The 15,730-nt window shown below is 67.6% G+C and carries 10 protein-coding genes; 9 read left to right on the top strand and 1 reads right to left on the bottom strand.

Going from position 1 to position 15,730, the window contains the following annotated elements; translation table 11 throughout:
* Positions 1 to 76: 76 nt before the first annotated feature.
* The 7 genes from GTV32_RS15540 (at position 77) to GTV32_RS23520 (ending at position 7,941) form a co-directional block, all read left to right on the top strand.
* Positions 77 to 1,606, top strand: coding sequence for an AMP-binding protein (locus tag GTV32_RS15540; RefSeq protein WP_161061081.1), 1,530 nt, complete (start codon positions 77 to 79; stop codon positions 1,604 to 1,606).
* Entirely contained in the window at positions 1,603 to 2,424 is an 822-nt protein-coding gene (locus GTV32_RS15535; protein WP_161061080.1) for an enoyl-CoA hydratase/isomerase family protein, read from the top strand. The genes GTV32_RS15540 and GTV32_RS15535 overlap by 4 nt, the downstream gene beginning before the upstream one ends.
* A gap of 196 nt (positions 2,425 to 2,620) precedes the next feature.
* Positions 2,621 to 4,117 (top strand): ABC transporter substrate-binding protein, encoded by a 1,497-nt coding sequence (locus GTV32_RS15530; RefSeq protein WP_161061079.1) that lies wholly within the window; start codon positions 2,621 to 2,623, stop codon positions 4,115 to 4,117.
* A 74-nt stretch (positions 4,118 to 4,191) separates the two neighbouring features.
* Positions 4,192 to 5,124: an ABC transporter permease gene (locus GTV32_RS15525; protein ID WP_237421883.1), complete on the top strand. Its 933-nt coding sequence runs from the start codon at positions 4,192 to 4,194 to the stop codon at positions 5,122 to 5,124.
* Positions 5,121 to 7,067 (top strand): dipeptide/oligopeptide/nickel ABC transporter permease/ATP-binding protein, encoded by a 1,947-nt coding sequence (locus GTV32_RS15520; protein ID WP_161061077.1) that lies wholly within the window; start codon positions 5,121 to 5,123, stop codon positions 7,065 to 7,067. The genes GTV32_RS15525 and GTV32_RS15520 overlap by 4 nt, the downstream gene beginning before the upstream one ends.
* Positions 7,064 to 7,630: an ATP-binding cassette domain-containing protein gene (locus GTV32_RS23525; protein WP_237421554.1), complete on the top strand. Its 567-nt coding sequence runs from the start codon at positions 7,064 to 7,066 to the stop codon at positions 7,628 to 7,630. Before GTV32_RS15520 ends, GTV32_RS23525 begins: the two co-directional genes overlap by 4 nt.
* Positions 7,597 to 7,941, top strand: a complete 345-nt coding sequence (locus GTV32_RS23520; RefSeq protein ID WP_343287451.1) for an ABC transporter ATP-binding protein — start codon at positions 7,597 to 7,599, stop codon at positions 7,939 to 7,941. The genes GTV32_RS23525 and GTV32_RS23520 overlap by 34 nt, the downstream gene beginning before the upstream one ends.
* A gap of 18 nt (positions 7,942 to 7,959) precedes the next feature.
* Here GTV32_RS23520 and GTV32_RS24090 read toward each other — a convergent pair whose 3' ends face one another.
* Complete coding sequence (locus GTV32_RS24090) at positions 7,960 to 10,377, bottom strand: LuxR C-terminal-related transcriptional regulator (RefSeq protein WP_161061076.1); 2,418 nt, start codon at positions 10,375 to 10,377, stop codon at positions 7,960 to 7,962.
* A 121-nt stretch (positions 10,378 to 10,498) separates the two neighbouring features.
* Here GTV32_RS24090 and GTV32_RS23510 point away from each other — a divergent pair, with 121 nt between their 5' ends.
* Positions 10,499 to 14,455 carry an AMP-binding protein gene (locus tag GTV32_RS23510; RefSeq protein WP_237421552.1) on the top strand — a complete coding sequence of 1,319 codons (3,957 nt, stop codon included), beginning with the start codon at positions 10,499 to 10,501 and terminating at the stop codon, positions 14,453 to 14,455.
* Positions 14,452 to 15,705 carry a CoA transferase gene (locus tag GTV32_RS15495; RefSeq protein WP_161061075.1) on the top strand — a complete coding sequence of 418 codons (1,254 nt, stop codon included), beginning with the start codon at positions 14,452 to 14,454 and terminating at the stop codon, positions 15,703 to 15,705. Before GTV32_RS23510 ends, GTV32_RS15495 begins: the two co-directional genes overlap by 4 nt.
* The last annotated feature ends 25 nt before the right edge of the window (positions 15,706 to 15,730 follow it).

Raw genomic sequence — 15,730 nt, 5'->3', positions numbered from 1 at the left:
GCCTGACGGAACCCTGTCCGGCGAAACCCTTTCTGGCGAAACCCTGTCTGGGCTCCGCTGTCGGAACTGGCAGGAGATGATCCGCGACCGCAAGGCGCGGACACCGGATCTCCCTGCGATCACCGACGACCGGTCCGACACCGTCACCTTCGACCAGCTGCACGACCGGATCGCCGCGAACTCGGCGGGGTGGTCGGCAGCAGGCGTGGGGCCGGGTGACGTGGTCGCCGTCCTCGGTCGCAACAGCATCGAACTGGTGGTGAACACGATCGGGATCGCCGCCACCGGTGCGATGCCGATGATGTTGAACTGGCGCCTCACGCCGGTCGAACTGACCGAGCTGGGTCACCTCGCCGAGCCGGTGGCGGTCGTCGCAGACGAGGCGTTCATGGGCAACGCGGCCGCGGTGTGTCCGGCAGGTCGACCAGTGGTGCTCGACCACCGCGCGGGTGGCCCGGCCGCACCCACCTCCCACGATCTCGCTCAGCAGCAGCAGCAGCCGCCGCAGTCGCTACCGCTGCCGGATCAGGAGACCTTCGCTCTGCTGCACACGAGTGGCACCACCGGTCTGCCGCGCGTCATCCCGCTGACCTACGCCGGACATATCTGGGGCTGTGGCCGTCTCAGCGAGATGGTGGGAATCACCGAGCAGGATGTGCATCTGCGGTTCACCCCGCTGTTCCATCTCGCCGGACTGCAGGAGATCTTCACCGCACTCATGAGTGGCGGGCACACCATTCTGCGCGAGGCGTTCGACCCCGAACAGTGGCTCGACGACGTCGAGCGGCACGGCGTCACGTTCGGTCACCTGCCCCCGGTGACCATGCGGCGGGTACTCGAGGCCGTCAACGGTCGGTCGGCGGCGCCGCGCCTGGGAACACTCCGTGAGGTCTGGTACGGCACTGCGCCGGCCGACCCCGCGATGGTGGCCACCGCGCTCGAGGTCTTCGGATGCGGGCTGCGCCAGGTCTACGGCATGACCGAGGCGCAGAGCCCGGTTTCGATGCTGACACCGGAGGACCACCTGCAACCCGACTCCCGTCTCGCGAGTGCAGGTCACCCGCTCGCCGAGTGGGACGTACGTCTGCTCGACGCCGCCGGTGCGGAGGTGCCGATGGGCGGGGCCGGCGAGATCACCGTGCGCGGGCGGCAACTGTTCCCCGGCTATTGGACGGCCGACGGCGCCTCGTCCGAGGTGATTGATCGCGATGGCTGGTACCGGACGGGCGACGTCGGTCGATTCGACGAGCGTGGGTTCCTCTTCGTCGTCGATCGGGTCAAGGACATGATCGTCACCGGCGGCGAGAACGTCTTTCCCGCCGAAGTGGAGGCCGCCCTCGTCGACCACCCAGACGTCGTCGAGGCGGCCGTCATCGGCGTCCCGAGCGACGAGTGGGGTGAGCAGGTCCATGCCGTGGTCGTGCTCGGCGCAGGTTCGACGGCGAGTACCACCGACGTCATCGCCCATGCCCGTACCCGGCTCGGCGGGTTCAAGGTGCCGCGCTCGGTCGAGGTCGTTTCCGAACTGCCCCGAAATGCCAGCGGGAAAGTCCTCAAGAGGGAGCTCAGGCGCTCCTCATCCCCATCACGTGAAGGAATGACATGACCGACTCCCCACCCACCGGCCTCACCGAGCGGCTGGCCGGCCGACTCGGCGACGGCAGCTATCGGCGTATCCGGCTCAGCGTGGACGATTCGATTGCCACCGTCGAACTGTCGAATCCGGAGCACCGCAACGCCATCGACCATGACATGCATGCCGAGATCGACGACGTGTTCGCGGCCATTCATCGCGACGGAGCCATCCGCGCAGTGGTCCTCACCGGAGATCCGGCCGGAAAGGCGTTCTGCGCCGGGGGAAACTTCGACTGGTTGGCCGAACAGGCCCCGACCGGTGAGGGGTACTCCGAGATCCTGCGTGTGGGAACAGATCTGGTCCGGTCGATCATGGGCACGAGGCAGCCGGTCGTCAGCGCCGTCACGGGTGCGGCCATCGGACTGGGCTGCACGATCGCGCTGCTCGCCGACGTGGTCTATGTGGGTGAGGACACCGTCATCGCCGACCCGCACGTCGGGATCGGGGTGGTGGCAGGAGACGGCGGTGCGGCCCTCTGGCCGATGCTCGTGGGGCCCCACCGCGCCAAGGAGTTCCTGATGACCGGCGACCGATTGACCGGCCGGCAGGCCGCGGACATGGGGCTGGTCAATCACGCGGTGCCTGCCGGAGACGTCCTGGACAGCGCATACGCCATGGCGCACCGACTGGCCGAGGGGCCGCGCCTGGCCGTCGAGTTCACCAAGTCGTCGGTCAATCTGCTGATGCGCCAGCAGCTGGAACAGGTGCTCACCGCGTCGCTGGCGATGGAAGGCCTCAGCTTCCACAGTGAGGACCATCGCAGGATGCTGGGTTCCATGATGCGCTGACCGACGCGGTAGACACGATCCTCCCGGGCCTCGTGGCGACAACAGTCGCCACGAGGCTTTCGGCGTTTCCGGGCCGCGCACCGACAGCGCCCCAACGGGGTGAGAGCCCAATCACCCCGCAAAGGTGATTGCACTCACACGCGTTGGCTACAAGCTGATCGCATCACATCTCGAGTGGGAACGAGGAGAGGTTTCGATGAGACGCTGCCTGTGCTGGTTCGCGGTGGTGGTCGCCGCGCTGATGCTCACCGCGTGTGGTCGCGGCGTCAGCAGCCACCCCGACGACGAGCTCCACTTCAGCATGCCCATCGGGCCCCGAACCTGGGATCCGCACCCGGAGACGCGCGCGTTCGCCTATGGGTGGTACTCGTTGCTCTACGACGGCTTGATGACGACCGACGCCCACGGAGCGATCGTCGGAGACCTCGCCCGGTCATGGAATCTGTCGGCCGACTCGCTCTCCATGACTCTGGCCACCGGTGTCACGTTCGCCGACGGAACCCCTTTCGACGGGCAGGCGGTGAAATGGAACATCGAGAAGCAGCAGGCTCAGACCGGGACGTCGCCGGTGCTGAAGCTGATCTCCGCGGTCGACGTCGTCGATTCCTCGCACGTGGTCTTCCGCCTGGCCCGGCCGGCCCCGAATCTGGTCCATCAGCTCGCGGGAATACCCGGCCTGATGGTCAGTCCGAGGGTTCCGGCGGAGCAATTGCAGGCCGGAGCGCCGGCGGGTACCGGCCCCTATGTGCTCGATCGCCATGCCTCGCAAAAGGATACGAAGTACACCTTCGAACCGAACCCGACGTCGTGGCAGGCCCGGAGTGCCCATTTCGCGCGGGTCGTCGGCAACATCACGGCCGACGAGGTGGCCAGCGCGAACGCGCTGCGGTCGCATCAGGTGGACGTCGCCTACCTGACACCGTCACAGGCCGTCAGCATCGGTGACGACTTCGATGTCGCGACGGCCCCCGCATATGTGCAGAGCTTCGTCATCCTCGATGCGGGCGGGAAGAAGCTGACACCCCTCGCGAAGGAGAAGGTGCGTCAGGCGATCGCACTGGCCGTCGACCGAGACATCTTCGTCTCGAAGATCAACGGTGGCTACGGGGAACCTGCCGATCAGCTCTTCACCGAGGGGCCGGGCCATCTCGACGGGTATCACGCGCCGAAGCGCGACGTCGCGCGTGCCCGGAAACTGCTGGCCGAGGCGGGCGTGGACACGGTGACCATCGGGAGCGAGACGTGGGGTTCGTTCAGCATCGGGAACCTCGCGCTGAAATCGATGTTGAGCGACATCGGTGTTCGGCTCCAGCTCGAGAACGTCGCGCCCGGACAAGACATCGTGGGGATCACCGGTGGCGACTACCCGGCGGTCTACACCTACATCCCGGATCGCGATCCGCAGAGCATCTACGCCAAGTACCTGGCGGCGAACGCGCCTTACAACCCCTACCACCACGTCGATCGCGGTATCGATGCAGCGGCGCAGAAGGCGGCACGAAGTATGGACGATCCCGACGCCATGAAATCGGCCTACGCCGATCTCATGCGAGACGTCTACGACACCGGCTGGATCATTCCGATCGCGCGATACGAAACGCTCATCGGCTATGACCCGTCGGCGGTCACCGCCGTGGCCGCCTGGACCGGCATCACGTCGGCCTTCTACATCCGCGACGTCACGCCTGCCTGAGCAGGACGCCCGCGCCTGTTGAGAGCGTCCGGACGTCACAGTCGGGCGCAACCGAAAGGAATCATGTGTACAAGATGGTGCTCGACCGGCTCATCTGGCTGGTCCCCATGCTGTTCTTGGTCTCGCTCGTCACGTTCTTGATGTTGGCCTTGGCCGGCGGGGACACGGCGGCGACGATCCTGGGAGATGCGGCCACACCCCAGGCGGTCGCGGCCAAGAAGAGTGAGCTGGGGCTCGACCAGGGCCTCGTCGCCCAATACGTCCATTGGCTCGGTGGGATCTTCTCCGGTGACTTCGGGAAGTCCTTCATCGACAACTCGTCGGTCGGCACCTCGCTGGCCAAACGGTTCCCCGTGACGCTGGCCCTGACGATCGGGGGACTGCTCGTCGCCGTCGTCGCCGGAGTGTCGGGCGGAGTCCTCGCCGCACTGCGACCAGGGGGTCTGGTCGATCGGGCCATCACCGTGCTGACGTCGGTGGCCCTCGCGCTACCCGGCTTCTGGATCGCCATGCTGCTCTCACTGTGGATCGGGGTCCGCCTCGGCTGGCTTCCGGCCGGTGGATACGTCGCCCCTTCCGACAGCGTGATCGGCTGGCTGCAGTGCCTGATCCTGCCGAGCCTGGCCCTGGGTGCGACGGCCGCGTCATCGGTCGCGCGCCAGATGCGGGCCGCGATGATCGTGGCGTTGGAGTCCGACTATGTCCGAACCGCGCGCGCAAAGGGCATGCACGGCCTTCCGCTCATCCGGCGACACGTGCTGCGCAACTGCTGGGGTCCGGTCGCGACGATCATCGGTTTCCAGGCCGCCACGATCCTGGGCGGGTCGATCGTGATCGAGGCGATCTTCGTCTTGCCGGGGATCGGCGGCATGGTCGTACCCGCAGTCCAGAACGGCGACTACCCGGTCATCATGGGCACGGTCCTGCTGGTCGCCGTCGTCGTCCTCCTGGTGAATCTCCTGGTGGACCTCATCTACTCCTACGCAGATCCGAGGGTGCGTGCATGATGACCGACACGAAGAAGACGACCTCTGAGGATGCGGCGGCTTCCGCATCCGCGCCGTCCGGACTGTGGCGGCGCTTCCGGCGCCGGTACGTCGCGGTGGGCGCCGCCGCATTCCTGATCCTGTTGTGCGTCGTCGCGGCGCTGGCCCCGATCATCACCCCATACGATCCCGACGCGACCGACTTCGCCTCGGCGTTCTCGGGCTTCTCGAGCAACCACTGGCTGGGCGCCGATCAGCTCGGCCGGGACACCCTGAGCCGTCTCATCGAGGGAACGCAGATCGCGATGATCGCCGGTCTCGAGGCCATCACGGTCGCGGTGGTGCTGGGCGTGCCGATCGGTCTCGTCGCCGGTTACGCGGGCGGCATCACCGACCGAATCCTGATGCGGCTCGTCGACGTCTTCCTCTCGCTACCTGGCATGCTCGTCGCCCTCGCCATCATCGCAGCGCTCGGCCCGGGTCTGGTGACGGCCATGTTCGCGGTCGGCATCCTCTTCGCGATTCGCATCGCGCGATTGGTGCGCGGCTCGGTGCTCTCGACGCGCGAGGAGCTCTACGTCACCGCCGCACAGCTCTCCGGTGCGCCTGCGGGGACGGTCATGATGCGGTACGTGCTCCCAAACGTGGCGATCCCGCTGCTGGTCGAGGTCGCCCTCTACTTCGGGGTCGCGCTGCTCATCGAGGCGATGCTGAGCTTCCTCGGTGTGGGCGTGCAGCCGCCGCAGGCGACCTGGGGGGTGATGCTGTCCGAGGCGCGCACGTACTTCTATCAGCAACCGCTCCTCGCGGTGGTGCCCGGCGTCATGATCACGCTGACCGTGCTCGCGTTCAATCTGGTCGCCGACGGACTGGCGGCCTCGGTGAACCCGCGGTCGGCTCGTCCTCGACCGAAAGCCGCACCCGCAGAGGCTGTCCCGAACATTGTCGAACCGGTCGAGGCCGCCGCGCCGGAAGCCGTGCTCTCGCTGCGGAACCTACGTGTCAGCCTGCCCGGCGACGACGGCCCGGTTCCGGTGCTACGTGGTGTCTCCCTTGACGTCTGCCGCGGTGAGGTGGTCGGACTGGTCGGGGAGTCCGGGTCGGGGAAGTCGATGACCTCACTGGCGAGCATCGGGTTGCTGCCACCCGGTGCCGCGGTCAGCGGTCACATCCGTTGTGGCGAAAGAGAACTCGTCGGCGCACCGGAGAAGGCCTGGCGAGACGTTCGTGGGGCCAGGATCGCCATGGTGTTCCAGGAACCCGGCAAGGCGCTGAACCCGGCGATGACCGTGGGACGTCAGCTCGAGGAGACCGTCAGGTTGCACCGTCGGGTCGACCGGCGAGCGGCGCGCGCCGAGGCGATCAGACTGCTCGCGCGGGTCGGTGTCCCCGAACCGGAACGCCGCGTGGAGGACTACCCCCACCAGTTCTCCGGCGGCATGGCGCAGCGCGTGGTGATCGCCATCGCGCTGGCATGTGAGCCGGACATGTTGATCGCCGACGAGCCGACCACGGCTCTCGACGTCACCACCCAGGCCCAGGTACTCGACCTGCTGATCGACATCAAGAACGATCTGGGCGTCGGCATCCTCTTCATCACCCATGATCTGGGGGTCGTCGCCGACATCTGTGATCGGGCCGCGGTGATGTATGCGGGTGAGATCGTGGAGACGGCTTCGGTCGACGACCTGTTCACGGACCCGCGTCACCCCTACACGCGGGCTCTGCTGACGGCCACTCCCGACGACGGCGCCGACCTGGACCGGCTACCCACCATCCCGGGCCAGGTTCCCCGACCCGGGGCCCTCGGAGACGGATGCGTGTTCGCCGGTCGCTGCTCGGCGGCGGTCGACGGCTGCGGTTCCACCGAGCCACCGTTCGTCCGAATCGGGGACGGACGCCAAGTTCGTTGTCTCCTCGTCGATTCGGCTGTGCCCGCCATCCCTGAGAAGGAGACAGTATGAGCCCCCGGGCCTCTGGACAGACCGCGACATCGAGCGTGGACCGCACTCCGCTCTTGGTGGTCGACGACGTCCACATCTCCTACCCCGGCCGGCGCCGGCTGTTCCGCCCGACCCCACCCACCGAGGTGATCAAAGGCGTCAGTTTCGACGTGGGTGTAGGGGAGACGGTCGGATTGGTCGGCGAGTCGGGATCGGGAAAGAGCACGATCGGCAAGGCCGTCCTGGGGCTGCTGCCGGTCACCTCGGGATCGATCACCTTCGACGGCCGGCCGATGCCGACTGATCGGCAGGCGACGAAGTGGTACCGCCACAACGTGCAGGCCGTGTTCCAGGATCCCGTGAGCTCGCTCAACCCGACCATGACGATCGGCGCCACGATCGCGGAGCCGATACGCCGGCTCCTCGGCGCGACCGATCGGCGGGAGATCACCTCTCAGGTCCACGATCTCCTCGATGCGGTGGGACTACCTGCGCGACAGGCTCATTCCTACCCGAGCGAACTGTCGGGGGACAGCGACAGCGGGTCGCGATCGCCCGGGCCCTCGCTCCGCGGCCCCGTCTGATCGTGGCCGACGAGGCGGTCAGCGCGTTGGATGTGTCGACTCAGGCGCAGATCGTGAACCTCTTCGCCGACCTGCAACAGGAGATGGGTGTCGCCTATCTGTTCATCGCGCACGACCTGGGTGTGGTGCGTCATCTGAGCAACCGCACCGCGGTCCTGTACCAGGGTGATCTCGTCGAGTGGGGTGATGCCCGCGAGGTGCACGATCATGCGGAGCATGCGTACACCCGACGCCTGGTCGCGGCGGCACCTGTTCCGGATCCCGCCCGGCAGCGGGTCAAGAGAGAGGCCCGCAGGGCCGCGAGGCGGTGATCTGCGGCTTCTCGCGACTCACCGGTCGAGGATGATGCCGAGTTCCTCGAGCTTGCGCACCGCCTGGTCGCGCTGCTCCACGCCGAGCTTCTGGTAGATGTGCCGCAGGTGTGTCTTGACGGTGTTCTCCGAGATGAAAAGCTGTTCGGCGAGTTGGCCGTTGGTCAGCCGACTGTCGAGGTAGCGCGCGAGCTCGAGTTCCCGCGAGCTCAGGAGGACCTGGTTCTGCTCGGCCATACGGGACAGGTGCGAGATCACCCGGCGCGTGAATCGCGGGGTCGGACCGGCCGTCGGATCCGTCGCCTCGGCGGCGCGCGCGACGATCGACTCGAGGCCGGTCGCGAAGTCCAGCACGGTGTGCCACATCTCCTCCTTCTCGGCGAGCCGCAACGCATGGAGGACGTACTCGGTCGCGGCCTGCGGATCCTTGTCGCGGCACGCATGTGCACGGCACAGGGCGGCGGCGACGTCGGTGGCGGCGGTATGGACCGCGTCGAGGTCGGCGGCGATGGCTGAGAGATCGGCCGTCGAGCCCAGGACCAACGCGCAGCGCAGCCGTTCGCGGACCGCCATCCCGGGGGCCTGGACTCCACGTAGCCGCTGGCTCGTCTTGGCGAGCTGGGTGGCGTCCCGGGTCAGCGCCTGCATGACGGCCGACGTCGCGAGTACCCGGCTCTGGAGCACCGGGTCTCCGGTATCCCACGTGGCCTCGACCACGCTGTCGAGTTGTTCCTGAGCCGCCTGTCGGTCGCCGAGCCGACCGAGGACCTCCGCCAGAGCAAGATCGATGCGCACCCTGGTGGTCGGGAACAGTGCCGTCTCGGCAAGGTCTCGGGCGCGCTGGAAATGGTCGCGGGCCTCGACCAGATCACCGTGTTCGGAGGCGACCAGGCCGAGGGCCAGGTGCGCCTCGGTGGTCAGGTGCGAGTCGTCGAGACCGCGCCGCGCCGCGACATTGAGCGTCGACTGTGCGCGCTCGGCACCCTGCGCGAACCTACCTGCCTCGCAGAGCACGACGGCGGTGATCCCCATGGCGTGAACGAGCGACACGTCCCGATAGCCGTGTGGCGCTTCGTCGTTTCGAGCGCCGAACATGTCCTGGACCGGATCGAGATCGCCCTGCCAGGCGCGGACCTCTTTGATCTGTTCTTCGGCGATCAGACGCAAGAAGTTCGTGCGGCTCGCCGAGCACATCAATCCCTCGGCGATCACGTCGAGCGCGTTCTGTGCGGCGTCGATCGCTTCGGTGTGGCGGAACCTCACCCGGTAGGCGATCGCGCGTACGACAAGGAATTCCGCGAATTCGTCACGCCGCTTCCAGGATCGAGGGGTGGACCGCTCGAGCAGTTCCTCGGCCTCCGAGACGTATCCGGCTTGGATCAGCGCCAGCGCCAGTCCCAGCACGCCCGACGGCTGGGCACGGAGATCGCGGGGTAGCCGACGGAACCATGTCAGAGTGTTGCTGGTGCGTCCCAACGGTTCCAGAGCGCCCAGCATGCGACTCAGCTGCCTGACCGCGTGCTCCGGAGTGGCCTCCAGCATCAGGGCCACGGCATCATCCCACTCGCCGCGCCGCTCGTACAGCAACGAGACCGAATGCCGGATCGCGCGCAGCTCCTCGGCATCTGGACCCTGGGGGTCCGCGCGCAGCGCGGCGGCGGCCACCGGCGGCAGGTGGAACGTCGGCGGGGACCCGGGGGTGCGCAACAGCATCAACTGGCGACTCGCGGCATCGTCGAGCAGTGTCGCCGCGTGCCGCGACTCGAGGGCGACCCGCGCGACCTCGTCATCGAGCGACGGCAGAAAGGCCAGTCGATCGAGCAGTCGGCGGAGCTGATCGGGCAGCGCCTCGACCACCTCGCTGCGCACGTAGCGCACCGCGTCCGTGGTCGACCAGTCGTCGCTGCCGGTGCGGCGTCGCTCCTCCACGCACAGCAGGGCCGGTGCGGCCCAGCCGGCGGTGAGCCGGTGCAGTTCGTCGACGTCGTCGACCGGTATCCCGGCAGCTTCGACCAGCGCGGCCAGTTGCGCGGGATCGAGCAGCAGATCGGCGAATCCGACCTCCACGGCCTGACCGCGGCCCGACCACCGTCGCCAGGAGACCGGCACCTGGTCGCGCCCGGCCAGCACGGTCCACCGACCCTCGCCGATGCGGCGGACCACCGCCGCGTCCAGTTCGTCCGAGGGTGCGAGGACATGGGCGTCATCGATGCACACCACGTCGGTGTCGCCGGCCAGCGCCTCGAGGACACTGCTCGGCCCGCTGATGAACGCGTCGAGGGTCACCGCATCGAGACCACGTGTGCGCATCGAATCGGCGATCGTGGCGAGGTACGTCGTCTTGCCGGCCCCGGCGGGCGCGATGACGGCCACCAGATGGCCGGGCAGCAGATCGTCGGCAGCACGCAGCGTGTCGGATCCTGGAGCGGCGCTCACACCAATCACCCTGTCCGGTTGATGAGGTTGTCCACAACGGTGGCGAGACTGAACGAGACGTCGGTCACCGGCGATCCCCGATCGCAGACCGCGATTGTATCCCACGTCAGAGAGGACGATGATGGCCGCAGAAGCCGCGCCCGACCGCAGAGGCGTGCCGCCTTATGCACGGGGCTACGACGATCACGCCGGCCGGATCGGCCGGACCATCACCGAGTCGGACCGGCACTGGCCGGCCGAGCAACGGGCGCCCGAGGGCGCCCCGAACGTGGTCGTGATCCTGCTCGACGACATGGGCTACAGCGACATCGGTCCGTTCGGTTCGGAGATCGAGACACCCAACCTGGATCGGCTGGCCGACGCCGGTGTGCGGTTGACGAACTACCACACCACGCCGGTCTGCTCGCCCGCTCGGGCCGCACTGCTCACCGGGCTCAATCCTCATCGCGCGGGCTACGGCTCGGTCGCCAACTCGGATCCGGGTTTCCCGGGAATGCGGTTGGAGATCGCCGACGATGTGCTGACACTCCCCGAGATCCTGCGTGGTCAGGGTTATGCCACGTTCGGGATCGGCAAGTGGCATCTGACGCGCGATGCCCTGATGAACGACGCGGCCGACAAGGGAACGTGGCCCCTGCAACGCGGATTCGATCGCTTCTACGGATCGAACGAGGGCTGCAACAGCTTCTTTCACCCCAACCGGCTGATCATGGACAACTCTCCGGTCGTCCGCGACGACTATCCGGACGACTACTACCTGACCGATGACCTCACCGACCGCGCGATCGAGATGATCACGGGATTGCGCGCGAGCGATTCCCGTAAGCCCTTCTTCCTGTACTTCTCCCATGTCGCGATGCACGGGCCGCTGGGTGCGAAACCGGACGATCTCGACCGCCACCGCGGCCGGTATGCGGCGGGATGGGACGAGCTGCGACGGTCGCGGCATGCCCGCCAGATCGCACAGGGTCTCTTTCCGCCGGACATGCCACTACCGCCGCGGGACGGCGGCAAAGCGGCGTTCGACGTACCGGCGTGGGACGACCTGAGTGCCGAAGAGCGGGATCTCTATGCCCGGTACATGGAGGTGTACGCGGCGATGGTCGACAGCGTCGACCAGTCGGTCGGCCGGGTCATGGACACCCTCGAGGCGCTCGGCGAGCTCGACAACACGATCATCGTATTCACCTCCGACAACGGTGGCACCACGGAAGGCGGGGTGGAGGGGACCCGTAGCTACTTCTCCCGCTTCGTCCATCTCGACGGCATCCCGAGTGACTGGGAAGCCGACGTGGCCCGCGACCCCGAACTGATCGGGGGCCCGCGTGCCATGGTCCACTACCCCCGCGGCTGGGGCATGGTGTCCAACACGCCCTTCCGTCTCTACAAGGGCCAGACCTTCGCCGGCGGGGTTCGTGTCCCCTTCCTGATGTCGTGGCCTCGCGGGCTCCGTCGTGATCAGGACGAGGACGGCATACGGACGCAGTACCAGTACGTCACCGACGTCGCGCCGACGATCCTGGATCTCCTCGGGCTGTCGTCGCCCGGCGAACGCCACGGCCGCCCCGCACAATCGGTCGACGGAGTGAGCTTTCGTCGCGTCCTCGGTTCTCCGGATGCCGACAGCACACGGTTCGAGCAGTATGCGGAGTTCGGTGGCAACCGCGGCTACTACCGGGACGGCTGGAAGCTGGTCACCCAGCACCGCCCCGGCGCCCCGTTCGATGATTCCGAGTGGGAGCTCTACCACCTGCGATCCGACCCGAACGAGCTCGTCGACGTCTCCGCGAGCGAGCCGGCCAGGCTCGCGGACATGGCGGCCGCATGGGAGCGCGCGGCATGGGAGAACACCGTGTTCCCGCTCAACGACCGTGGCCGCAAGGAGAATTCGGTTCGCCGGCCGGACGAGGACGAGCTGACGAACCCGGTTCGCCTGCTGCCGCGGACGCCGACGCTGGAGCGGTATCGGGCCCACCAGCTGATCGCGCTTCGGGACTTCGTCGCGGACATCGACTTCACCTGGTTCGGCGACGAGGGCGTGTTGCTCTCACACGGGGACCAGGGCGGCGGATACGTGATCTACGTCGAGGACGGCCGAATCCACCTGGGCTACAACGAGTACGGGCGGATGCACGTGGTGGGGGCATCGAGTGAGCTGAGCACGGGAAGGCAACTGGCGCGTCTGAGCGCTGTCGCCGAGCCCGACTTCCGATGGTCACTGACCCTGGACGTGAACGGCGTGGTGGTCGCCGAGATCCGATCCGTCGCGATGCTCGTGGGCATGGCGCCGTTCAGCGGCATCGACGTCGGCCTCAGTCGGGGCGGGCCGGTGTACTGGGAACTCCACCAACGCCGTCGCAGCTTTGCCTACACGGGCGCCCTTGCGCACGTCACCTATGTTCCGGGCGATCGTGCCCCTACGATCCGGCGCTCGTCGAAGCCGCCGAACTGGCTGTCGCAGCCGCAATGGACTGAGAGAGAGAACGTGAACCCCACCCATCCCGAGAATCCTTGGCGGCCACTGCAATGGGTACAGCAGGTGGCGCGACACGCATCGCAGTGTCCCGACGCCGCGGCACTCGTGTTCGACACCCGGACGATCAGCTGGTCGGAACTCGACGACCGTACCCGCCGCCTGGCCACCGCTCTCGCCGAGCGTGGCGTGCAGCGCGGTGATCGGGTCCTGCTCGTCACGACCAATCGGCCCGAGTTCGTCGAGACGCTGGTCGCCGTACACAGGCTCGGTGCCGTCCTGGTGCCGGTGAACTTCAGGCTGGCCCCCGCCGAGATCGATCACATCGCCGCGGACTCCGGGGCGGTCGCCGTCGTCACCGATACAGCGGTGCGCTCGGTTGTCGAACAGACCCGCGTGATCGAGGGCGGTATGCCGTGTCTGGTGATCGGCGGAGAGGGAGCGCAGAGCTATGAGGGCGCCCTCGAGTCCTGCGCGCCGGACAAAGGTGTCGGCCCCGACGATCTGGGTGAGTTGGCGTTCGTGATGTACACGTCGGGCACCACCGGCAAGCCCAAGGGGGCGATGCTCACCTACCAGAACCTGATGACCCAGACGATGACCGCGATCGGTGTGCTGCGTCTGGTCGAGCCGGACGAGGTCGCCGCCGTGACGTCTCCGCTCTTCCACATAGCGTCGATCGGACACGTCATCCCGAGCCTCGTGCTGGGCCACACGATGGTCCTCGTCGAGACCGGACGGTTCGAACCGGGCAGCTTTCTCGACCTGCTGGCCGCCCATGCGGTGACGTCGGCCTTCCTGGTGCCGACCGTCTGGCATCGGGTATGCGAGGAGCAGGCGCAGCGACCACGTGCGCTCGCGCTCCGCAGCCTGGCATGGGGTGCGGAACCGGCGCGCGCGGCCACCCTCGACCTGATGGCCGCGACCTTCCCCGAGGCGTCGATCTGCTCATCGTTCGGTCAGACCGAGATGTCGCCGATCACCCTGGTGGTGACCGGTGCGGAATCCCGGGCGAAGCTCGGCTCGGTCGGCAGGCCGGTGCCGCTGGTCGAGGTCCGGGTCGTCGACGATGAGATGGTCGACGTCGCCGCGGGAGAGGTCGGCGAGATCGTCTACCGCGGACCGGGTGTCACCGTCGGTTACTGGAATGCGCCGGAGGCGACGGCCGCCGCATTTCGGGGTGGCTGGTTCCACTCCGGCGACCTGGTCCGCGTGGATGCGGACGGCTACTTCTACGTGGTCGACCGCCTCAAGGACATGATCATCTCGGGTGGCGAGAACATCTACAGCGCCGAGGTGGAACAGGCCGTGGTCGCCCACCCCGGTGTCGCCGATGCTGCCGTCGTCGGCGCGCCGCACGAGCGTTGGGGCGAGACCCCGGTGGCCTTCGTGGTGCCCGACGATCGCTCGGCACCGCCCGATCCCGCCGACGTGATCGAGTTCTGTGCGGGCAGGCTGGCCAGCTACAAGAAGCCGACGGAGGTGCTCGTGGTGGACGAGTTGCCGCGCAACGCTTCCGGCAAGGTGGTCAAACCGACATTGCGGGGAATGGTGATGGCCCGCACCGACGCATCATCGTCCGACGAGCCAGGAGGCAATCGATGAGCACCGCAGCCACAGGAGCAGCCGGCGGTGTGGCGACCGGTGCGCTGTCCGGGATTCGGGTCCTCGAACTCGGAACACTGATCGCGGGACCCTATTGCGGACGACTCCTGGGTGACATGGGAGCCGACGTCATCAAGATCGAAGCGCCGGATCGGCCGGATCCATTGCGCGACTGGGGCCAAGGCGGTCAGAAGCTGTTCTGGCGGGTGCACGCTCGTAACAAGCGGTGCATCAGTGTGGATCTGCGGACCGACCCCGGCCGGGAGATCTTTCTCGACCTGGTACGCACCGCCGATGTCGTCGTCGAGAGCTTCCGCCCCGGAACGCTCGAGAGGTGGGGAATCGACTACGGCGTCCTGAGCGAGCTGAATCCTCGCCTGATCCTGGTCCGGGTGTCGGGTTACGGGCAGACCGGTCCCTACGCAGCGCGTCCGGGCTATGCCTCGGTCGCCGAGGGGATCAGCGGACTGCGTCACCTCAACGGGTTCCCCGGCGAGGCTCCGCCCCGAATCGCGTTGTCACTCGGCGACAGTCTCGGCGGCATGTTCGCGTTCCAAGGCGCGCTCGCCGCGCTGTACGCCCGCGAGCGGACCGGTCGCGGTCAGGTCGTCGACGCCGCGCTGAGTGAGGCGTCGCTGGCGATCCAGGAGTCGACGGTGCCGGATTATCACAAGACCGGCCATGTCCGGCAGGCTTCCGGCACCCGGCTCGAACGCGTTGCGCCGTCCAACATCTACAAGTCGAAGGACGGCCGGTGGGTGATCATCGCCGCGAACCAGGACACTCTCTGGATGCGGCTGGCCGCGGCGATGGGCCGCCCCGAACTGGGCACCGATCCGCGCTACGCCGATCACAACGCGCGCGGTGACCATCAGGACGAGCTCGACGAGATGATCGCCGCGTGGGCCGCCGACCACCTCGCCGACGACCTCGTCGCGATCCTCAACGACTTCCAGGTCGTCACGGGGCCGGTGAACACGGTCGCCGAGGTGATGGTCGACCCGCAGTTCCGTGCTCGGGAACTGTTCGTCGATCACGACGACCCGTCGCTCGGACCTGATGACGAAGGCTACGACCCAGAGCCGGTCAAGGGGGTCGGGGTGGTCCCCAAGCTCAGTGACACCGCCGGCGGCATTCGTTTCGGCGGCGCGAGCCGACCCGGCGCCCACACCGACGAGGTGCTCGGCGAGGTCCTCGGCTACGACGCGGAGACGCTTGTCCGTCTACACGAGGCCGGGACGATCGCGTGAGTGCCGTCTGGTCGCGACCGGCACC

It is taken from the genome of Gordonia sp. SID5947, assembly GCF_009862785.1.
Lineage (GTDB): Bacteria > Actinomycetota > Actinomycetes > Mycobacteriales > Mycobacteriaceae > Gordonia.
The sequence above is the reverse complement of the archived record's forward strand: the minus strand, read 5'-3'. Positions and strand labels throughout refer to the sequence as shown.

Bases quoted from the DNA above. Each gene is read 5' to 3' on its own strand.
- GTV32_RS15540 (WP_161061081.1), top strand. From the start codon at position 77: ATGATCCGCGACCGCAAGGCGCGGACACCGGATCTCCCTGCGATCACC.
- GTV32_RS15535 (WP_161061080.1), top strand. From the start codon at position 1,603: ATGACCGACTCCCCACCCACCGGCCTCACCGAGCGGCTGGCCGGCCGA.
- GTV32_RS15530 (WP_161061079.1), top strand. From the start codon at position 2,621: ATGAGACGCTGCCTGTGCTGGTTCGCGGTGGTGGTCGCCGCGCTGATG.
- GTV32_RS15525 (WP_237421883.1), top strand. From the start codon at position 4,192: ATGGTGCTCGACCGGCTCATCTGGCTGGTCCCCATGCTGTTCTTGGTC.
- GTV32_RS15520 (WP_161061077.1), top strand. From the start codon at position 5,121: ATGATGACCGACACGAAGAAGACGACCTCTGAGGATGCGGCGGCTTCC.
- GTV32_RS23525 (WP_237421554.1), top strand. From the start codon at position 7,064: ATGAGCCCCCGGGCCTCTGGACAGACCGCGACATCGAGCGTGGACCGC.
- GTV32_RS23510 (WP_237421552.1), top strand. From the start codon at position 10,499: ATGGCCGCAGAAGCCGCGCCCGACCGCAGAGGCGTGCCGCCTTATGCA.
- GTV32_RS15495 (WP_161061075.1), top strand. From the start codon at position 14,452: ATGAGCACCGCAGCCACAGGAGCAGCCGGCGGTGTGGCGACCGGTGCG.